Here is an 18,491-nt window from a genome sequence, read left to right as displayed (position 1 = left end):
CATGACGACGGATTTTCCATGCCAATAAACGTGCTGGTAGTTGATGACTCCCCCTTTTTTCAGCGGCGCCTGCGGGAGATGCTGGACGAGTGCGCCGACTTGAATGTGGTCGGGGTTGCGGCGAATGGTCGCGAGGCGGTGGCGATGACAAAAAACCTGCGCCCTGATGTCATCACCATGGATTACGAGATGCCGGTTATGGACGGGGTCAGTGCGGTGCGCCAAATCATGGCCGAACAACCTACTCCGATCCTGATGTTCTCATCCCTTACTTATGAGGGCGCGCGTATTACCCTCGATGCCCTCGATGCCGGCGCAGTGGACTTCCTGACCAAGGATTTTGCTGAAGCTTCCGCCCATGCACCGACCCTGAAGCAAACCCTGCACGACCGCATTATGACCATCTGTGCACGACAGGTTCGGGCGCCAGTAGCCCCGGCAAGGGCGATTCAACCGGCGCTGTTGCGGGACCGGGTCAAGCTGTTGCTGCTCGGCGCTTCTACCGGTGGGCCGGTGGCCTTGAGCGAAGTGCTGGCGCAGCTGCCGGAGAACTTTCCGCTGCCGATCGTACTGGTGCAGCATATGCCGGAAAACTTTACCCGGCCGTTTGCCGAGCGCCTCGATGCCACGGCCCGCGTGCGGGTGCGAGAGGCGCAGGATGGCGACATCCTGGTGGCAGGCACGGCACTGCTGGCCCCGGGCGGCAAGCAATTAATGCTCGACCGCCTTGGCCGGGTCCGAATTCTCCCTGGTGACGAGCGGGTTAATTACCGGCCGTCGCTGGATATCACCTTTGGCTCGGCGGCCAATGCCTTTGCCGACCAGGTGTTGGCGGTGGTGTTGACCGGCATGGGGTCGGATGGCTGCGAGGGAGCTCGCCTGATCAAGCAGAACGGCGGCTTTGTCTGGAGTCAGGACCAGGCCAGTTGTGTGGTCGATGGCATGCCGATGGCAGTAGCCCGGGCCGGGCTGACTGACCGGGTGCTGAGTCTCAGTGATATTGGCGCTACCCTGGCGCGGGAGTTGTAGTGTAGTGCCTTGTATTTTTGGCAAAGGTAGCCGACATTCCCGGCGAAATACGTCCGCGTGCCGAACCACTTGTGGTGACAATTTTGAGGGCCACTGAATGAACACGTTTTGCGAGGCACTACGCTAGATGGATATCCTCAGTCTGCTCGGTGTGATAGTCGGTTTTGCCGCCCTTATTGGCGGCAACTTTATTGAAGGTGGCAGTTGGCAGGCGCTGGTGAATGGGCCGGCGGCGCTGATTGTATTGGGCGGCACCCTGGGTGCTGCCATGCTGCAAACCCCCATGGTGCAATTGAAGCGGGCGCTGGCGATTTTCCCCTGGGTGTTCAACCCGCCGCGGCCGCAATTTGAGCAGGGGTTGCAGCGGCTGGTGCGCTGGGCGGTAGCGGCGCGCAAGGAGGGCTTGCTGGGGCTGGAGAATATGGCCGAGAAAGAACCGGACGGCTTCGCTCGCAAAGGTCTGCAGCTGCTGGTCGATGGCAGCGAATCGGAGGCCATCCGACGGGTGCTGGAGACCGATATGATCGTCGGCGAACAGCGCGACCTGGACGCCGCCAAATTCTATGAGTCCATGGGCGGCTATTCACCGACCATCGGTATTATCGGCGCTGTTATGGGGTTGATTCACGTGATGCGCAACCTGGCCGACCCCAGCGAGCTGGGGCCGGGTATTGCGGTTGCCTTTGTCGCCACCATTTACGGGGTGGCGTTAGCCAACCTGTTCCTGTTGCCGGTGGCCAACAAGATCAAGACCTGTATTCTCGATCAATCCCAGTACCGGGAGTTAATGATCGAGGGCATTATCGCCATCGCCGAAGGCGAAAACCCCCGCACTATCGAAATGAAACTCGATGGCTATTTGCGCTGAGGCCCGGGTTGCAACATGCCTAGACGTCGACCGATAGAAGTAAGCGTAAACCACGAGCGTTGGCTGATCTCCTATTCCGACTTTATCACCCTTTTGTTTGCCTTTTTCGTAGTGATGTATTCCATTTCCCAGGTCAATGAAAGCAAGTACCGGGTGCTGTCCGAGACCTTGTCGGGCACCTTTACCAAAGTGATGCCGGCGCTCAAGCTTGACCCCATCAGCATCGGCAATCCGAGTCTCGCCTCAGTACCCAGTGTCATCGACAGCGGCGGTGAGTTCGACGCCGATCACACCATGCAAGGCGACGGCGCCTTTGATAAAACCGCGGACCTGCCGCAGTTGTCGGACCTGTTCGAACAGGAGTTTGCCGACCTGCTGGACGATGAATTACTGCAGCTGCACAGCAACGAGTTGTGGCTGGAAGTGGAATTGAAATCCAGCGTGCTGTTTGACAGCGCGGAGGCGACCCCAACCCTGCAGGCGCGCTCCATCTTTGCCGACATTGCCGCCCTGCTGGGAAAATTCGACAACCCGGTACAGGTGGAAGGCTTTACCGATAACGTGCCGATCAACAATACCAGGTACCCCAGTAACTGGGAATTGTCAGCCGCGCGGGCGACAGCGGCGGTGAAGCTGCTGGTGGAGGGCGGTATCGCCCCCGAGCGGCTCGCTGCGGTGGGCTATGGTGAATACCGGCCGGTGGCGGACAACGCTACCGTTGAGGGCCGGGCGGCCAACCGGCGAGTGGTGCTGATGATTGCCCGGGAAAAAGTCGAGCGCCCCAACGTGCAAACCGAGGCGGAGATCAGCCGCGCAGTGGAGCCGCCGGCGGTACAGGCGAGCCAACCCTATCCGCAACCGGGGCTGTCGGGCACGTCACTGGGGGCGGACGAGGGGGCCCTGGCGGAGTTGTTGAGCAGTGAAGGGGCGGGGCCAGCAGCTGGCCCTGGCTCGGCAGGAGAAGCAGTCGGCGCAGGGGGCAGTGCGGCCGAGCGGTTGCCAGCGGCTGAGCGGCTGGCACCGGTGGGTGAGATAACTCCGGTTGAAACCCAAGGCGGCGGATTATTGTTCAGCTCGGATCCGGACTTGCCTCGCAATTGAACGGTCTTGAGTGAGGATGGTACGTGCTTTGCGTTGCTGCAAAATCCATAGGCGTTGGAGCCATAGAATTGACAGTTGTGGACAGGAGAGGCGCTGGAGTCGTGAGCTGCTGGATTGATAGGCTGGTTGTTGGTGGTAATAAGGAGACCGGGTTGTGCTGGTCTGGACTGTAGCCAATCAAAAAGGCGGAGTCGGTAAAACCACTACCGCCATTGCACTCGCGGGTCTGTGTGCCGAGCAGGGCAAGCGGGTACTATTGGTGGACCTGGATCCGCACGGCTCCCTCAGCAGCTATCTCAAATTCGACCCCAGCGGCACCGGCAAGGGCAGCTTTACCCTGTTTCAGCAGCGTCGCCAGCTGTCCCGGGAGCTGGTGCGCAGGTGTATCCAGCCAGCCGGTTTCGAGCGACTGGAGATCCTGGTCGCATCGCTGGCACTGGCGACCCTGGAGCGGGAGGCCATTAGCCGCGACGGTATGGGGCTGGTCCTCAGTCGCGCCCTGCAACTGGTGGCGCCGGATTACGACCTGGCCATAGTCGATTGTCCGCCCACGCTCGGAGTGTTGATGATCAACGCCCTGGCCGCCTGCCAGCAGTTGGTGATTCCGGTGCAGACTGAATTCCTGGCCCTGAAAGGGTTGGAGCGTATGACCCAGACCCTGGCCATGATGGGTAAATCCCGACGCCAGGCGCTGGCCTACAGTATCGTCCCGACCATGTTTGATCGTCGCACCCAGGCCTCAGTCAGCAGCTTGCGGGTCATTCGCAACAGTTACAGTGAAGGGGTTTGGCCGGGCAAGATTCCGGTGGATACGCGCCTGCGCGATGCCAGTAAGGCCGGTGTGCCGCCGGGCTTGTACCAACCCGATGGGCGCGGGGTAGAGGCCTACCGCTCGCTGCTCAAGTGGCTGTTGGTGCACAACACCGCGCCCGAAGTGGCGCCCGTGGCCAGGGCGTTGCCGTGACCGATATAACCCCGGATTCGCCGCCACTGGCGGTATTGCAAGATTATTTTGACCAGCTGCTGACCCAACCCGCGCCTGCTGCGGCGGGCGACTGGCTGGCAAACGGCCGCCCCCATTGGGCACAACAGCGCTTCGAGGTGTTGCCGTTCGAGGTGTCAGGGTTGACCCTGGCGGTATCCCTGTCGGCCCTGGATCAGGTTCAGCCGCTGGTCGGGGATTTAATCCCGCAGGCGGGGCAGGGGGGGTGGTTTCTACAGCTGAAGGCCGGGCAAACGGCGGGCATTGCCGTGCTCAATACGGCCCGGCTGGTGATGCCAGCACACTACAGTGACGATTTTCTCCACAGTGCTCGCCATGTGATTGCGGTTAGAGGCCTGCCCTGGGGGCTGCTGGCCTGCGCGGTGGAGCAACCGCTCAGCATCGAACCGGGCGGCGTCAATTGGCGCACAGATCGCGGCCTGCGGCCCTGGTTGGCGGGCGTCGCCAAAAAGCCTGGCTGTGCGTTGCTGGACATTTCCGCCATGGGGCGGATGCTGGAGTGCGAAACTTCGGCTCAGTCATCGGGCGGGAAGCCAAGTCAGTAGTTGATTGCAATAACTGCCTGCACCTAAAGTTTGCAACTACAACACACAACTACGACCCACAACTACGACCCACAACTACGACCCACAACTACAGCCTGTAGCATCGACCTGCAAAGATAATGGCACGGATGCTGCACATACAGTAAACAGTAGCCAGTATCGCTGGATTTTTGACGCCTCGCTCCGGTTTGCCGGGGGGATAAAGTCAGGGCGGCGGGCGGAGCTCAGTGCAATAGAGCCGGCGCTGAAGATTTTAAGGAACAGACTTATGGTAAGCACTAACACCCAGGCCAGCGCTAAAGACGACCCGGTTTTGCAGTGGGTGACCTTTCGTCTGGCGGGCGAGACCTACGGCATCAACGTGATGCAAGTGCAGGAAGTGTTGCGCTACACGGAAATTGCCCCGGTGCCCGGGGCACCGACCTACGTGCTCGGTATCATCAATCTGCGTGGTAACGTGGTCACTGTACTGGATACGCGCCAGCGCTTTGGGTTGCCGGAAGGCGAAGTTACCGAGCAAACGCGCATCGTCATTATCGAAGCTGAGCAACACGTGGTGGGGATTCTGGTGGACAGTGTCTCCGAAGTGGTTTATCTGCGCGAATCGGAAATCGAAGCAACCCCTAATGTGGGCAGTGACGACAGCGCGAAATTTATTCAGGGTGTTTGCCACAAGAACGATGAGCTGATGATCCTGGTGGACTTGAACAAGTTGCTCAGTGGCGCTGAGTGGTCGGAGATGGAAAGTCTCTAAAGGGCTGACCCAAACAAATGAGCGGAGGTGTGGGGTGTGGATTTTAGAGTACAGCTGGGTTGAGATCGGCGTGGCTCTGGCGTTTGGACTGAGTCTGTTGGCCAATTTGCTGGCGCTGGCGGGTTTGGCGCGGGGGCGCAAACAGGCGCGCCTGGGCGCTGCGTTGCAGGAGCAACTGGAGCAGGGCATGCAGTTGATCAACAGCAGTTCCATGGGTATGGGGCGCAAGTTATTGCATTTGGAGCGCCAACTGCAGGACAACGAGATTCCCACCCTGGCGGTCGCGCCGGAAACCACTGAGGCCCGAGCCAGCCAGGCCGCACCAATGGATGAGAGCCTGCAAGATGCCGCCTCGCTGCTGACCGCAGGTGTAGCGCCGGATGAGGTGGCTCGGCGCTGTGGCATATCCCGGGCTGAAGCGGCGCTAATGAAGCTGATGCACTCCCAAGTCAGTCGCGCAACGGCTGCCTGATGGGACGGATTAAGCGCGGCGGCACTGTATCCGGCCTGGGTATGACCCTGACAATTATCCTGCTGGCGACAGCATTGTCCGCTTGCCAGGTGCTGGAGGTTAGCAACCAGAGTCAATACCAGCAGGGCGGGGTGTCGCTGGATAAAACCCGGCTCGACCGTATCACGACCGGCAAGACCAGTCGGGCCGAAGTTCTCGCCAGTCTCGGACCACCGGATACGGAAACCTGGAAGGATGGCCAGACAACCTACACCTATCACTTTGACCAGCAGCAAAACAAGCGCGTGCGCCTGCTGTTCCTGTTTAGCTATCGCGGCCAGCAGACACACCAGCGTTCTTTCTATGTCCGCTTCGCGGCGGACGATACGGTGGATAAAACCTGGTACAACGACCTGCATCCCCAGGCGCTTGTCACGGAAGACTAAAGCCCCCGGCAAGACCACGCAGAACCAGCACCCGCGCTCAGCGCTACCCCCCGTCGCTCGCTGTTTAGCGCCGGCTCAGGGGCCGCTTTCGAGCGCAATGTCCTAACATTTGTTTACCCTTCCGCCCCTCTCCGGGGCCCGCCAGCGCCAATTCGTTGTGTTAAACTGCCCGGCAGTTGGAACTGAGGGTAAATTGATGAAGTTTGAAGGTACTGATAGCTACGTAGCCACCGATGATCTGAGCATGGCGGTCAACGCCGCTGTAATTCTGCAGCGGCCACTGCTGGTAAAGGGTGAACCCGGCACCGGCAAGACCATGTTGGCCGAGCAAGTGGCGCAATCCATGGGCAAGCGCCTGATCCAGTGGCACATCAAATCTACTACCAAAGCACAGCAGGGCCTGTACGAGTACGATGCGGTATCGCGCCTGCGCGACTCCCAGCTCGGCAACGAGAAAGTCAATGACATCGCCAATTACCTGAAAAAAGGTAAGCTGTGGGAGGCTTTCGAGTCTGACGAGCAAGTGGTGCTGCTGATTGACGAGGTGGACAAAGCCGATATCGAGTTTCCCAACGACCTGCTGGTTGAGCTCGACAAGATGGAGTTTTACGTCTACGAGACCAACCAGGTGATCAAGGCCAAACAGCGGCCGATTGTGATTATTACCAGCAACAACGAGAAGGAGTTGCCCGACGCCTTCCTGCGCCGTTGCTTCTTCCACTACATCACCTTCCCCGAGCGGGAAACCATGAAAGAGATCATCAAGGTTCACTACCCTGATATCAAAGCCGACCTGGTGCGCCAGGCGCTGGATATTTTCTTCGATGTGCGCAAGGTACCCGGCATCAAGAAGAAACCATCCACATCGGAGCTGGTGGACTGGCTGAAGCTGCTGATGGCGGACGATATCCCCGATGAAGTCTTGCAAAATGGCGACAGTCGCCAGGCGATACCGCCACTGTACGGCGCGCTGTTGAAAAACGAACAGGACGTGCATTTGCTGGAGCGGTTGGCGTTTATGACCCGGCGGCAAGGCAAGTAAGCGGCTTTTGGTAATCCCAAACAGAACACCAAAGCCCGGTGGCCCGCAAGACCAACAGGAGTAATTGATGCTGGTTAATTTTTTCTACGCGTTGCGTACCGCTGCGGTACCGGTGTCCCTGAACGAGTTGCTGGTGCTGCTGGAAGCTATGGAAAAGCAGCTCGCCTTTGGCAGTATCGATGATTTCTACCTGCTGTCCAGAACCTGCCTGATCAAGGATGAAAAGTATTTCGACAAGTTTGACCGCGCCTTTGGCGCCTACTTCAAGGGCCTCGAGAGCCTCGAGGGAATTGTCGAGGCGCTGATACCGGACGAGTGGACGCGGGCTGAGTTTATGAAAAACCTCAGCGACGAAGAAAAGGCCAAAATTGAATCCCTTGGCGGGCTGGAAAAATTGATCGAGGAATTCAACAAGCGCCTGGAAGAGCAGAAAAAACGGCACCAGGGGGGCAATAAGTGGATCGGCACCGGTGGCACTTCACCGTTTGGCAACAGCGGTTACAACCCTATGGGCATACGAGTGGGAGGCGAGAGCCGCAATAAATCGGCGGCCAAGGTTTGGGAAAAGCGCGAATTCAAGAACCTCGCCGACGATGTGGAACTTGGCACCCGCAATATCAAGATGGCCCTGCGCAAACTGCGCAAGTTTGCTCGCACTGGCGCAGCGGAGGAGCTGGACCTGGACGATACCATCAAGTCCACCGCCAACAATGCCGGTTTTCTCGACCTGAAGATGGTGCCCGAGCGCCACAATGCAGTGAAGATTTTGCTGTTTTTTGATGTGGGCGGCTCAATGGACCCGTATATTCGCGTCTGTGAAGAGTTGTTCTCGGCTTGCAAGACCGAGTTCAAGCACATGGAATATTTTTATTTTCACAACTTTCCCTACGAGTACGTGTGGAAAGACAATCGCCGTCGTTCCACCGACATCACCTCGCTGTTCGATGTGCTGCACACCTATCCCCACGATTACAAGGTTATTTTTGTGGGAGATGCCTCCATGGCGCCGTTTGAAATTACCCATAAATATGGCAGCGTGGAGTATATGAACGAAGAGCCCGGGGCGGTGTGGATGCAGCGCCTGCTGGATACCTACAACAAAGTGATCTGGCTCAATCCCACCGAGCAGCGCTACTGGCAGCACACCCACAGCATTGAGCTGACCCGCAAGATTGTTGATGGGCATATGTACCCGCTGACGCTGGATGGCCTCGATAGGGGAATTCAGTTTTTGACCAAGTGAGTTCGTTTGCGCCAAGCTTGTTCGGATTGCTTTTTTCCGTGCCGCACTGAGCGTGGCTCACAATGTTCGTTGTCATCTTCTATACGACTTGCCAGGTTTTACTGCGGGAAAACGCTGCACCTTTTCGCAGTTTTTTCCGGCGCAGCGTTGGACGCCTTGGGTCTCGACCCGCGCTAACTCTGCTTCCGGATTTTCACTACTGGCAAGTGCAGAAAATTTCCTTTTTTCTGCAGGCAGCTGCTAGGATGATCGCTGTCTTCCTAACCCGGCAGGTGCCGTTATGAATCTTCAAAAAGCTGGAATTGCCCTGTTTTTATCGCTGGGGCTGGCGTCACTGCCGGTCAATGCCAGCTGGCTCGATACCCTCAAAGGAATTTTTGCTGGCTCGAATAGTGAACAGTCCGCTGCCGCCGCCCCGGTGCAGCTGAGTAGCAGCGATTTCAATGATGCCCTCAAACAGGCCCTGGCGCTGGGCGTGGAACGCGCTATCAACGAACTGGGGAAAGAAGGCGGCTACCTCCAGGATGTCACTGTGCGCATTCCAATGCCGGCACTGCTGGAAAAAACCCGGCCGGTACTGCAGTTGCTGGGGCAGGAACAACTGGCCGATAACTTTGAAGAAACCATCAATCGGGCAGCGGAAAAAGCCATTCCCGCTGGCGCCAACATTTTTGCCAACGCCATCCGCAATATGAATATTGCGGATGCCAAAGCGCTTCTCAACGGCCCGGAAGATGCAGCCACAAATTACTTTCGCCAGCATACCCACGAGCAACTGGTGGCCGCGTTATTGCCCATTGTTCAGCAAAATACCGCCGCCACCGGCGTTACCAGTGCCTATAAAAACCTGGTGAACAAAGCCACGGCACTGTCCAGCGGGCTGTTATCCGAGGAGGCGCTCAATCTCGATCAGTACATCACCGACAAGGCTCTGGATGGCCTGTTTCTCAAACTGGCAGAAGAAGAAAAACTGATTCGTGCCAATCCCGCTGCACGTAGCACCGAGCTGCTGCAAAAAGTGTTTGACAGCATTGGCAAGTAACTTCTGAGGGGCAGGGCAGGTTACTGGCGAATTTCTCAGCGTCCTGAAAGGTGGCGAACGACGCTTAATTCTACAGGGGCCGCGGGGGCTGTTGTTCTCGCGCGACTCGAACCCGGTTGTGGGTAAACTCCAGTATGTGGCTTATCACCCAATCCGGATCGTCCAGGGGTAAATCGTGGCCCGCCAATTGGTGCCGCTTAAAGTCGGCCCTGTAGAAGCGGGCGATGGCGGCGGAGCAGTTGCAGTTCACCAGCCGATCTGCGCTCGAGCACAGCACCAACAGTGGCCGGGTGAGTTGCGCCGGCGGCCGGAAGCGCGCCGCGGCGTACAGTTGGCGCAGCAGGTTGCGACCGCTTAGGGGGGCGTCCTGCGCGTAGCCGGCCCAGGTGGCTGCGATGTGGTAGTGGTCGGCATGGCGGTTGGATGTCAGGGCCAGAATCTGCTGTTCACGGGGGTAGGGGGCACTGGTGAGGATAGCTCGTATCAGCTTTAGTTTGGCGCGGGGCTGCAAGCGCTGGCGCGACGGAGACAGTGTCGCGGCACTGCTGTTAATGACCGTACCGCTGATGAAATCTTGGGGGTATTGATATAGCCATTGCAGGGCCAGCATGCCTCCCAGTGACAGCCCGACAATGCTCCAGTCACCGCCAGCCCGAGCCAGCGCGCGCCAGCGTCCGCGCAGGTCTTTGACATTAGCAGGCACTGTCGCTGGTGCCACGCGCCGATACTCGGTGCCGGTGCCAGGCAGGTCAAGACAGATAACCTGGCCGCCACTGCGCTGTTGCAACAGCGCGGGAAAGTCGCCCCAATGGCGCTGCTCCCGCCCCAGTCCGCGCAGCAGTAGCCAGTTCAATCAGTTGCCCCATCGATCGTGATTGGCGGCGGCGTGGAGAAAAAACTCCAGCAGATTCCAGTGCCGGCGCAGGGTGCGACGATAGCGATGGGGACGTATCGGGTTGAACGGGCCCAGCAGGTCGAAAAGCTGCAGCGGGTTTTTGCGCACCCACAGCCATGAACCCATTTCCAGTGTCCAGGGCAGCAGTACGCGCTCGCCCTCCGGATTGGCGGCTACATGCAGGTCTACCAGGTAATCCCAGAGGTCGCCGTGGGCCAGGTAGCTGTCGGATTGGGCTTCCACCTGATAGACGTGGTAGGGGTGGGTGATGCGCAGACGTTGGGCCAGCAGCCGGGCCTGGTCCAGGTAGGGGAAGGGTTGTACAGTCCTGGCGTAGGGGTACCAGAGTCGATCGGTAGCGCCAAATCCCGAATGCAGGTCCAGAGTGAGGCCGTAGCGGGAGGGGAACATCTCAGTTTGGACAAAATCAGCGATGGCCCGGGCTTCCAGTTGCATGGGGGCATTTTTCCTGCCTCGATACCAGGGGATGCGGGTGCTGAGGCGCTGCCCGGATATGGGCCAGTGACGATTATGCTCCGCTTCTACCGGTGCGTTACGCATCAGGTCTACGCCGTTGGCGTTGCTGCGCCGGCGCATCAGCATGCCCAAGGGGTTGACCAGGGGTACGGTTACCAGGCGGCAGTGTTGCAACAGGTTGCGCAGGTATTGGTCCCATTGCAAGCGGCCGACAAAGGCAGAGAGGTAGGCCAGTGCCAGGTGCGTACCAATTTTTTCCAGCCCGTGTACGCCGGCGAAAAAACCCACGCAGGGCAGGGTGCGGTCGTCGGAACCAAATACCAGTGCTTGTAGCGGATAGCGGTGGTGGCCGTGGCTGACTTCGCCCAGGGTTTGCAGGCGGGCGTAGGGAGTGGCCGCGGCTACCAGTGCCTCCAGCCGGGCATACTCTGGAAAGGGCAGCCGCTCAAATCCATCGTCGCTGGTGTGGGGCTCATGGCCCATAGCGGTAATCCGCAACTGCGCTGCAGGTCAAGCATTTGGCAAGAACGGCAGCGCGGCAGGTAAATCTCAAGGCTTGTGTCTCAATAACGAACTCCCAAAATCCATGTCACAGTCATGCACTGGATACAATTGCCACAGCTCCCCGTAGCCAACGCCGCGCTCGCTCGGCCGCCAGTTTCGGATCACAGTGGAGCTCTGAGTGACCAGTACAGCCGTATCCTAGCCGCCAATTATGACGTTTGCGTGTACGCTTGTTGCCCTGCCGCGTAGCCTCAACAGGGGCAGTGCAGTCTGTATACGCGGCCCGCGAACAGGCATATAGTAGTGCTAAGTACTTGTTGCTTGCGAGCACGGCAGGTACTGGCAGAGCCAATGCATTCGCTCGCTTTACAGGCAATATCAAGCAGTTACGCAACTGTCTTGAATTCGTCGCAAAGGGAGGGTGTATGCAGGTTACTGTCGGCACATTCAACCTCAACAACTTGTTTTCCCGCTTTAATTTCCAGGCCACAGTGGATGATTCCTCGGCGACCGAGGGAGGCTACAAGTTCGAATTCGACACTCGACTTGGTGTCAAACTGCGTACTTTCAGCGGTCGTCTGGTGCACGGCAAGGACATGGCCGATACCAAACTCATTGCCAACCGCATACTGGCGATGGATGTCGACGTGTTGGCGGTGCAAGAAGTCGAACACATCGAGATCCTGAAGGCGTTTAATCGGGATTTTCTCCACAGTCGTTACCAGCACGTGGCCCTGGTAGAGGGCAATGACCGGCGCTTGATCGATGTGGGTGTGCTGTCGAGTCTGCCTTTCGGAGCAATCACCTCGTTCCAGGCCAAGGTCCATCCGGACGCGCCCCAGAGCCGCATATTCAGCCGCGACCTGCTGCGTATCGAGATCCTCCATGCAAACCGGCGCAAAAAGCTTTTCAGTGTCTACAACACACACTTGAAAAGCCCGTTTGTGGCCTATGCCAATGATCCGGTGGCGGCAACCATTGAGGCCGACTCCCGGCGCCAGCGCCAGGCGGAAATGATCGCCGCAATCCTCAGCGATACAGAGCGCCCCAACAGCTCGTTTATACTGTTGGGAGACATGAACGACACGCCCGACTCGGCCTGTTTGCAACCCATGTTAAGCGTCGATAACCGGCCGCTGTTTAATGCTTTGCAAAGCCCCGTGGAGACCCGGCGGCCGAAACGTGAAAGCCAGGGGCCGGGGCCGCAGACCAGTGCCTGGACATATCGTCGCAACCCCAGCGGGCCGGCGCCGCCGGAGTTCAAATTGATTGATCAAATCTGGTTGAGCCAACAGTTGCTGCCCAAATTTAGTGTCTCCCATATCGACCGGCGCAGCAGGCACGGCGGTGACGGCAGTGATCACGACCCGGCCTGGATAGAGCTTGAATTGTAGTACCCCGCTGTAATCTGGCCATTGCGGTTGTACAAAAAACAGGCGCGATACAGTTGCTCGGCTTTTACAAATGCAGTAGATCCCGGTAGTAAAAATTGCTAGAAAAGATCAGCAATAAAGACATCCTCGCTGACTTTCAATACACTGTTCGCAACTCGCTGTTCATAACATTCATGCTGCGCGTGAGCGCTGTTGGAAGTCTATTGTATTGGAGATGAAAACATGGGCATTAAAAGATCCTTCGCCCTGGGTGTGTTGCTGCTCACTCTGCTTAGTGTCAGCGGTTGTGGTATCAACAATATTCCCAGCCTGGATGAACAGGTGAAAGCCAACTGGGCCCAGGTGGAGAATCAGTACCAGCGCCGCAGTGACCTGGTGCCGAACCTGGTGGCCACGGTCAAGGGTTATGCGGCACAGGAGAGGGAAACCCTGACTGCCGTGGTCGAGGCGCGCTCCAAGGTCAGTTCCATGCAGGTGGATGCCGATATCCTCAACAACCCCCAGGCATTGCAGCAGTTTGAACAGGCCCAGAGCCAGCTCAGCAGTGCACTGAGTCGCTTGATGGTGGTGGTGGAGCGCTATCCGGATTTGAAATCCAACCAGAATTTTCTCGCCTTGCAGTCGCAGCTGGAGGGCACCGAAAATCGCATAGCGGTGGCGCGGCGGGATTTTATCCAGTCGGTAAGCCAGTACAACACCGAAATCCGGACCTTCCCGGGGCGTATCTGGCACAGCCTGTTGTACAGTGATATGCCACTGCGTGAAACCTACCAGGCGACCAGCGAGGATGCGGCGGCCGCCCCTGAGGTGAAGTTTTGATTCCGGCGCGCCGACTTCTGCCGCCGGCCAGGCTCTTGCTATCGCAATTGTCAATGCTAATGCTATTGCTGTGCTTATCGGGCCTGGGCTCGATAAGCACAGCTGTTGCCGAGCCCGTTTTCCCCAAACTCACCGGGCGGGTGGTTGATAGCGCCGACCTGATCAGCCCGGCCGCGGAGGCAAAACTGAACACACTGTTGGCGGGCCATGAGCAGGCCAGCGGCAACCAGGTGGTGGTGGTAACTCTCCCGGATCTGCAGGGTTACGCCATCGAAACCTACGGTTACCAGTTGGGGCGGCACTGGGGTATCGGCCAGCAGGGCAAGAATAACGGGGTACTGCTGCTGGTCGCCAAGCGCGAGCGCAAGCTGCGCATCGAAGTGGGTTACGGCCTGGAGGGTGTGCTTACCGATGCCATCAGTTCCAATATTATCTATGCGGTAATGCAACCGGAATTCAAGCGCGGGGATTTCGACGCCGGCGTGGTTGCCGGAGCGGCCGCCATTGTGCAAGCCCTGGGCGGTGAATACAAGTTGGCCAAACAGGGGCGGCAGCAGTCCAGGCCATCGAAGCTGGCCTATGTGTTTATTATCTTTTTTATTCTCTGGGTGGTACTGAGCGGCTTTTTCGGCGGCGGCGGCCGCGGTTCCGGTCGGCGCCTCAGGGATCGAGGCTACTATGCTGGCGGTTTGGGGGGCGGCGGTTTTGGACGTGGTGGATTTGGCTCGGGCGGCGGTTTTTCCGGCGGCGGCGGTGGCTTTGGTGGCGGTGGCGCGTCGGGGGGCTGGTGATGGGATTGCTTAACGATGTACAGATGAAAGTGGTCTCCGATGCGATTGCCAGGGTAGAAGCAGGGACCGATGCCGAGCTGGTGGCGGTACTGGCGAAAAGCTCGGACAATTATTTTTATGTTTCAACACTGTTGGCCGCAGTGTTGGCCCTGTTGCTGCCACTGGTGCTTAAGTTCACGCCGTTTTGGCTCAGTGGCGATGAACTGCTGCTGGCGCAATGGCTGCTGTTTATCGTGGCGGCATTGGTGTTGCGTTTTCCGCCGTTGATGATGCGGCTGGTGCCGGGCAGGGTGAAGCGGCAGCGCGCATCCAATTTTGCCCATCGCCAGTTCCTGGAAAACAATTTGCATCACACCCGCGGCGAGACCGGCGTGCTGATTTTTGTGTCTGAAGCGGAGCACTATGTGGAACTGATAGCTGATCGCGGCATCAGCCGGCATGTCAGCAACGAGCAGTGGGGGGCTATTGTCGATCAATTTACCACCCGGCTGCGCGCGGGCAACACCGAGCAGGGCTTCGTCGAGTGTATAGAGCAGTGCGGGGCGTTGCTGCAGAAATTCTCACCGGCGACGGAGGAGAAAAATGAGCTGCCCAATCACCTGGTGGTCCTGCCTTGAGTGCAGTGCCGGTGCCGACTGGCGGTAGCCCGGCTTGAATTACGTTTGGGCCGGTCTGTTGCTGATTGGTTTTGCCGTCAGTGTAGTGCGCTGGCTGGCTGGCGATGTCAACGTGCTGCAGGAGGTGGTGGCGAGCAGCTTTGCCATGGCCAAGCTGGCGGTGGAGATTGCCATCGGCCTGATCGGCTTGCTGGCGCTCTGGTCGGGGTTGTTTCGCATCGCCGAGCAAGCCGGCCTGGTACAGCGCTTGAGCCAGTTGCTGGCTCCTTTTTTCAGCCGGGTCATGCCGGAGGTGCCTCGCGGTCATGCGGCCCAGGGGGCCATCACCATGAACCTGGCGGCCAATATGCTGGGGCTCGACAACGCCGCCACGCCACTGGGCCTGAAAGCCATGCAGGCCCTGCAGAGCCTGAACCCACACCGTGACACCGCCAGCAATGCGCAAATCCTGTTTCTGGTGCTCAATACCTCCTCAGTGACGCTGTTGCCGGTCACTATTTTCATGTACCGGGCGCAACTGGGCGCCGCCGACCCTACCGATGTGTTTATCCCCATACTACTGGCCACAACCGCGTCCACCCTGGTGGGGCTGATTACGGTGCTGTTGATCCAGCGCATTCGCCTGGACGGGGTGGTGCTGGCCTATCTGGGTGGCATACTGCTGTTTGTCGGGGGGTTGGTGTACTGGTTAACACTGCTGCCGTCCAGCAGCCTGGCGCAGGTGTCCCAGAACCTGGCCAATGGCTTGCTGTTGCTTATTATTGCCGCGTTTGTGGCGGTTGGACTCTATCGGCGGGTGCCGGTCTACGAGGAGTTTATCAACGGTGCCAAAAGTGGCTTTGAAACCGCTGTGCAGTTGATTCCCTACCTGGTGGCGATGCTGGTGGCCATCGGTGTGTTTCGCGCCAGTGGGGCGCTGGACTATTTACTGCAACTGGTAACAGTGGTATTTGCCGGGCTGGGTATCGGCACCGGCTTTGTCGATGCCCTGCCAGTGGCCTTTATGAAACCGTTTAGCGGCAGTGGCGCCCGCGCCATGATGGTCGACACCATGAACACCTTTGGTGTGGACTCGCTGGTGGGCCGGCTGGCGGCGGTGATGCAGGGCTCCACGGAGACGACTTTGTACGTATTGACCTTGTATTTCGGGGTGGTGGGCATCACCCGTATGCGCTATGCCCTGTGGTGCGGGCTGCTCTGTGATGGTGTCGGTATAGTGACATCGATCACTCTCGGGATGTGGTTTTTTGGCTAGTTTACAGCGGGGAGCCTCCTTTTTGTTCAAAGGTTCCAGCTCAGTGGTTTACGGCATCCTGTAAAACGGCGTTCGGCAACTTGAGCTTACAGCGCCGATAAGCCGCCATCCACAGCTATGGCCTGGCCGGTCATAAAAGTATTGCCCGGGGAGCACAGCAACAGCATAACGTTAACGATTTCCTCCGGGTTTGCCAGGCGTTTCATAGGGGTGGAGCGGCTCAGGCTGGACTCGAGCTCGGCGCTGGTTTTGCCCGGCGCCAGGTTGGAATCTGTCACCATGGGCGTCAGGGTAAAGAAGGGGCAAACGGCGTTGACCCGAACTCCCAGTTTGGCGTATTCGGCGGCCGCGGTTTTGGTGAGGCCGATTACCGCGTGTTTGCTGGCGGCGTAGATCGCCATCTTCGGGGCGGCGGCCAGGCCAGCGGCGGAACTGACATTGAGAATGACGCCGTTACCCTGTTCTTTCATTGCCCGTAGCTGGTGTTTCATGCCGTACAGAACGCCGTTAACGTTAACCGCCATCTGCTGCTCTACAACCTCGCTGTCACTGTCTTCGAAAGGCGTCAGGCTCTGTACGATGCCGGCGTTATTGATGGCGATGTCCAGCTGGCCGTAGAGCTCAATCGCCGCCTCCACCATGGCCTGGCAGTTATCCTCCCGGCGCACGTCGCAAACCATAGCCGCGGCCGGGCCGGGCAGTTGCGAGGCGACGGTCTCGACGCCGTTTTCGTAGATGTCGCCCAGCACCAGTCTGGCGCCGCGGGCGGAAAATTCGTGGGCCAGCAGTTCGCCAAAGCCGCTGGCGGCACCGGTGATAAGTACAACCTTGTCGCTATAGTCGAGTAGGGGGTCCATGAAAACACTCTCTGTGGTTGGATTCGCAGTGGCCACAGACCTTATTGGATTCCTGCTCGCGGGTAAAGTACTACAATAGTAATAGCAGTGTGTTGAGTGCTCACAGGGCCAACTGGCCAGCGTCGCTCTAACCCGTTATTGTGTAAACCGTTATGTAGTATCCGACATTGTGTTATCCGCAATTGTCAAAAGAGCAGAGACCCTTATTCTATGGCAACCAATGCCCTAATCCTGTCCGGTGGCGGTGCCCGGGCCGCCTACCAGGTTGGCGTGTTGACCGCACTCAATGAAGTGTTGCCATCTTCCACCCACAACCCGTTCCCGATTATCTGCGGCACATCGGCCGGTGCCATCAATGCCCTGGCGCTGGCGACCCACACGGGTCACTACTACGAAGCCGTGGCCGACTTGCAGAATATATGGCGTGAATTGACCACCGCACGGGTCTATAAGACCGGCTGGACGGATGTGTTGGCCGGGGGCTTTCGCCTGATCCGCTCGCTGTTTCACGAAGGGGTCGCCAGCCGCAACTCGATAGCCCTGCTGGACAACCAGCCGCTGCGGGAATTCCTCTATCGGCGCATCAATTTTGCGAGGCTCGATGAGGGGGTCAACAATGGTGACCTGAAAGCCGTTTGTGTGACCGCCATGAACTACTCAACTGGTGAGTCGGTGAGCTTTTACCAGGGCCATAGTTCGGTCCAGCCCTGGCGGCGCTACCGCCGCATCGGCGTGCCGACCAAACTGGACTTTACTCACCTGATGGCGTCGGCTGCCATTCCCGGGTTGTTTCCTGCGGTCAAGATCAAGACGGATCACTACGGTGACGGCGCTCTGCGCCAGTTGGCGCCGCTCAGCCCGGCGTTGCACATGGGGGCGGATCGCCTGTTTGTCATCGGTGTGTCGGCTAACCGCAACCCGGTGATGTGGACCAAGGCCTCTATCCCCCAGCGCCATTCACCCTCGATTGCCCAGGTATTTGGCCACCTGTTTAGCAGTGCCTTTATCGACGGCCTCGAAGGGGATCTCGAACACATCGAGCGCATCAATGAATTGCTGCGGGTGATTCCCGATTCCACCTTGCAGGCGGAAAATATCGCCCTGCGGCCCATCGATACATTGATTATTTCTCCCAGTAAAGCCCTCAATAAAATAGCCGGCCGCAAGGTGCGCTACATGCCGCGCAGTGTACGTTTCTTTTTGCGCGCCACAGGCGGTACCGCAAAAATGGGGGGCGCGACAACTGCCAGTTACCTGATGTTTGAGCCCCCGTTTATCAATGAGTTGATCGAACTGGGTTATCAGGACGCCATGTGGGAGAGGGGCAAGCTGCAGGATTTTTTCCAGGTATAAGAAAG

Annotated in this window: 20 protein-coding genes; 17 read left to right on the top strand and 3 right to left on the bottom strand. The window is 58.4% G+C overall.

What is annotated here, in order from left to right; translation table 11 throughout:
- Positions 1-18: 18 nt before the first annotated feature.
- The 11 genes from G8764_RS19015 (at position 19) to G8764_RS18965 (ending at position 9,524) form a co-directional block, all read left to right on the top strand.
- Positions 19-1,029: a protein-glutamate methylesterase/protein-glutamine glutaminase gene (locus G8764_RS19015; RefSeq protein ID WP_166166681.1), complete on the top strand. Its 1,011-nt coding sequence runs from the start codon at positions 19-21 to the stop codon at positions 1,027-1,029.
- A gap of 127 nt (positions 1,030-1,156) precedes the next feature.
- Positions 1,157-1,897 carry a flagellar motor protein gene (locus G8764_RS19010; RefSeq protein WP_166166678.1) on the top strand — a complete coding sequence of 247 codons (741 nt, stop codon included), beginning with the start codon at positions 1,157-1,159 and terminating at the stop codon, positions 1,895-1,897.
- A gap of 15 nt (positions 1,898-1,912) precedes the next feature.
- Positions 1,913-2,998 carry a flagellar motor protein MotD gene (gene motD / locus G8764_RS19005; protein WP_166166675.1) on the top strand — a complete coding sequence of 362 codons (1,086 nt, stop codon included), beginning with the start codon at positions 1,913-1,915 and terminating at the stop codon, positions 2,996-2,998.
- A 154-nt stretch (positions 2,999-3,152) separates the two neighbouring features.
- Positions 3,153-3,962, top strand: coding sequence for an AAA family ATPase (locus tag G8764_RS19000; protein ID WP_166166672.1), 810 nt, complete (start codon positions 3,153-3,155; stop codon positions 3,960-3,962).
- Positions 3,959-4,546 carry a hypothetical protein gene (locus G8764_RS18995; RefSeq protein ID WP_166166669.1) on the top strand — a complete coding sequence of 196 codons (588 nt, stop codon included), beginning with the start codon at positions 3,959-3,961 and terminating at the stop codon, positions 4,544-4,546. Before G8764_RS19000 ends, G8764_RS18995 begins: the two co-directional genes overlap by 4 nt.
- Positions 4,547-4,814: 268 nt before the next feature.
- Positions 4,815-5,300 (top strand): chemotaxis protein CheW, encoded by a 486-nt coding sequence (locus tag G8764_RS18990; protein ID WP_166166666.1) that lies wholly within the window; start codon positions 4,815-4,817, stop codon positions 5,298-5,300.
- Positions 5,301-5,334: 34 nt separating this feature from the next.
- Complete coding sequence (locus G8764_RS23005; protein ID WP_166166663.1) at positions 5,335-5,772, top strand: DUF2802 domain-containing protein; 438 nt, start codon at positions 5,335-5,337, stop codon at positions 5,770-5,772.
- The gene (gene bamE / locus G8764_RS18980) at positions 5,772-6,197 is read left to right on the top strand and encodes an outer membrane protein assembly factor BamE domain-containing protein (protein WP_166166660.1); all 426 of its coding nucleotides are present in this window, start codon (positions 5,772-5,774) and stop codon (positions 6,195-6,197) included. Before G8764_RS23005 ends, bamE begins: the two co-directional genes overlap by 1 nt.
- Before the next feature lie 196 nt (positions 6,198-6,393).
- The gene (locus tag G8764_RS18975; protein ID WP_166166657.1) at positions 6,394-7,239 is read left to right on the top strand and encodes an AAA family ATPase; all 846 of its coding nucleotides are present in this window, start codon (positions 6,394-6,396) and stop codon (positions 7,237-7,239) included.
- 67 nt (positions 7,240-7,306) lie between these two features.
- Complete coding sequence (locus tag G8764_RS18970; protein WP_166166654.1) at positions 7,307-8,482, top strand: vWA domain-containing protein; 1,176 nt, start codon at positions 7,307-7,309, stop codon at positions 8,480-8,482.
- A 280-nt stretch (positions 8,483-8,762) separates the two neighbouring features.
- Positions 8,763-9,524 (top strand): DUF4197 domain-containing protein, encoded by a 762-nt coding sequence (locus G8764_RS18965; RefSeq protein ID WP_166166651.1) that lies wholly within the window; start codon positions 8,763-8,765, stop codon positions 9,522-9,524.
- A 70-nt stretch (positions 9,525-9,594) separates the two neighbouring features.
- On the opposite strand, the gene G8764_RS18960 is transcribed toward G8764_RS18965, so the two are convergent.
- Positions 9,595-10,377 carry an alpha/beta fold hydrolase gene (locus G8764_RS18960; RefSeq protein ID WP_166166648.1) on the bottom strand — a complete coding sequence of 261 codons (783 nt, stop codon included), beginning with the start codon at positions 10,375-10,377 and terminating at the stop codon, positions 9,595-9,597.
- On the bottom strand, positions 10,378-11,379 hold the full coding sequence (locus G8764_RS18955; RefSeq protein ID WP_166166645.1) for a M14 family zinc carboxypeptidase: 1,002 nt from the start codon (positions 11,377-11,379) through the stop codon (positions 10,378-10,380).
- A gap of 446 nt (positions 11,380-11,825) precedes the next feature.
- Here G8764_RS18955 and G8764_RS18950 point away from each other — a divergent pair, with 446 nt between their 5' ends.
- The 5 genes from G8764_RS18950 (at position 11,826) to G8764_RS18930 (ending at position 16,276) form a co-directional block, all read left to right on the top strand.
- Positions 11,826-12,794, top strand: a complete 969-nt coding sequence (locus tag G8764_RS18950; RefSeq protein WP_166166642.1) for an endonuclease/exonuclease/phosphatase family protein — start codon at positions 11,826-11,828, stop codon at positions 12,792-12,794.
- 222 nt (positions 12,795-13,016) lie between these two features.
- Positions 13,017-13,613 (top strand): LemA family protein, encoded by a 597-nt coding sequence (locus tag G8764_RS18945; RefSeq protein ID WP_166166639.1) that lies wholly within the window; start codon positions 13,017-13,019, stop codon positions 13,611-13,613.
- 53 nt (positions 13,614-13,666) lie between these two features.
- The gene (locus G8764_RS18940) at positions 13,667-14,404 is read left to right on the top strand and encodes a TPM domain-containing protein (protein ID WP_166166636.1); all 738 of its coding nucleotides are present in this window, start codon (positions 13,667-13,669) and stop codon (positions 14,402-14,404) included.
- Positions 14,404-15,021: a TPM domain-containing protein gene (locus G8764_RS18935; protein ID WP_166166633.1), complete on the top strand. Its 618-nt coding sequence runs from the start codon at positions 14,404-14,406 to the stop codon at positions 15,019-15,021. The genes G8764_RS18940 and G8764_RS18935 overlap by 1 nt, the downstream gene beginning before the upstream one ends.
- A 34-nt stretch (positions 15,022-15,055) precedes the next feature.
- Complete coding sequence (locus tag G8764_RS18930; protein ID WP_207951969.1) at positions 15,056-16,276, top strand: nucleoside recognition domain-containing protein; 1,221 nt, start codon at positions 15,056-15,058, stop codon at positions 16,274-16,276.
- An 86-nt stretch (positions 16,277-16,362) separates the two neighbouring features.
- On the opposite strand, the gene G8764_RS18925 is transcribed toward G8764_RS18930, so the two are convergent.
- Positions 16,363-17,133 (bottom strand): SDR family NAD(P)-dependent oxidoreductase, encoded by a 771-nt coding sequence (locus tag G8764_RS18925; RefSeq protein WP_166166630.1) that lies wholly within the window; start codon positions 17,131-17,133, stop codon positions 16,363-16,365.
- 210 nt (positions 17,134-17,343) lie between these two features.
- Between G8764_RS18925 and G8764_RS18920 the strand changes: the two genes are divergently transcribed.
- Positions 17,344-18,486: a patatin-like phospholipase family protein gene (locus G8764_RS18920; protein WP_166166627.1), complete on the top strand. Its 1,143-nt coding sequence runs from the start codon at positions 17,344-17,346 to the stop codon at positions 18,484-18,486.
- Positions 18,487-18,491: the final 5 nt, after the last annotated feature.

This window comes from Pseudomaricurvus alcaniphilus (genome assembly GCF_011440395.1).
In the GTDB taxonomy this organism is placed as follows: Bacteria; Pseudomonadota; Gammaproteobacteria; order Pseudomonadales; family Cellvibrionaceae; genus Pseudomaricurvus; species Pseudomaricurvus alcaniphilus.
The sequence above is the reverse complement of the archived record's forward strand: the minus strand, read 5'-3'. Positions and strand labels throughout refer to the sequence as shown.

What these genes read in the sequence shown, in the direction of transcription:
- G8764_RS19015 (WP_166166681.1), top strand. Translation starts at nt 19, where the DNA reads ATGCCAATAAACGTGCTGGTAGTTGATGACTCCCCCTTTTTTCAGCGG.
- G8764_RS19010 (WP_166166678.1), top strand. Translation starts at nt 1,157, where the DNA reads ATGGATATCCTCAGTCTGCTCGGTGTGATAGTCGGTTTTGCCGCCCTT.
- motD (WP_166166675.1), top strand. Translation starts at nt 1,913, where the DNA reads ATGCCTAGACGTCGACCGATAGAAGTAAGCGTAAACCACGAGCGTTGG.
- G8764_RS18990 (WP_166166666.1), top strand. Translation starts at nt 4,815, where the DNA reads ATGGTAAGCACTAACACCCAGGCCAGCGCTAAAGACGACCCGGTTTTG.
- bamE (WP_166166660.1), top strand. Translation starts at nt 5,772, where the DNA reads ATGGGACGGATTAAGCGCGGCGGCACTGTATCCGGCCTGGGTATGACC.
- G8764_RS18975 (WP_166166657.1), top strand. Translation starts at nt 6,394, where the DNA reads ATGAAGTTTGAAGGTACTGATAGCTACGTAGCCACCGATGATCTGAGC.
- G8764_RS18970 (WP_166166654.1), top strand. Translation starts at nt 7,307, where the DNA reads ATGCTGGTTAATTTTTTCTACGCGTTGCGTACCGCTGCGGTACCGGTG.
- G8764_RS18965 (WP_166166651.1), top strand. Translation starts at nt 8,763, where the DNA reads ATGAATCTTCAAAAAGCTGGAATTGCCCTGTTTTTATCGCTGGGGCTG.
- G8764_RS18955 (WP_166166645.1), bottom strand. Translation starts at nt 11,379, where the DNA reads ATGGGCCATGAGCCCCACACCAGCGACGATGGATTTGAGCGGCTGCCC.
- G8764_RS18950 (WP_166166642.1), top strand. Translation starts at nt 11,826, where the DNA reads ATGCAGGTTACTGTCGGCACATTCAACCTCAACAACTTGTTTTCCCGC.
- G8764_RS18945 (WP_166166639.1), top strand. Translation starts at nt 13,017, where the DNA reads ATGGGCATTAAAAGATCCTTCGCCCTGGGTGTGTTGCTGCTCACTCTG.
- G8764_RS18940 (WP_166166636.1), top strand. Translation starts at nt 13,667, where the DNA reads ATGCTAATGCTATTGCTGTGCTTATCGGGCCTGGGCTCGATAAGCACA.
- G8764_RS18935 (WP_166166633.1), top strand. Translation starts at nt 14,404, where the DNA reads ATGGGATTGCTTAACGATGTACAGATGAAAGTGGTCTCCGATGCGATT.
- G8764_RS18925 (WP_166166630.1), bottom strand. Translation starts at nt 17,133, where the DNA reads ATGGACCCCCTACTCGACTATAGCGACAAGGTTGTACTTATCACCGGT.
- G8764_RS18920 (WP_166166627.1), top strand. Translation starts at nt 17,344, where the DNA reads ATGGCAACCAATGCCCTAATCCTGTCCGGTGGCGGTGCCCGGGCCGCC.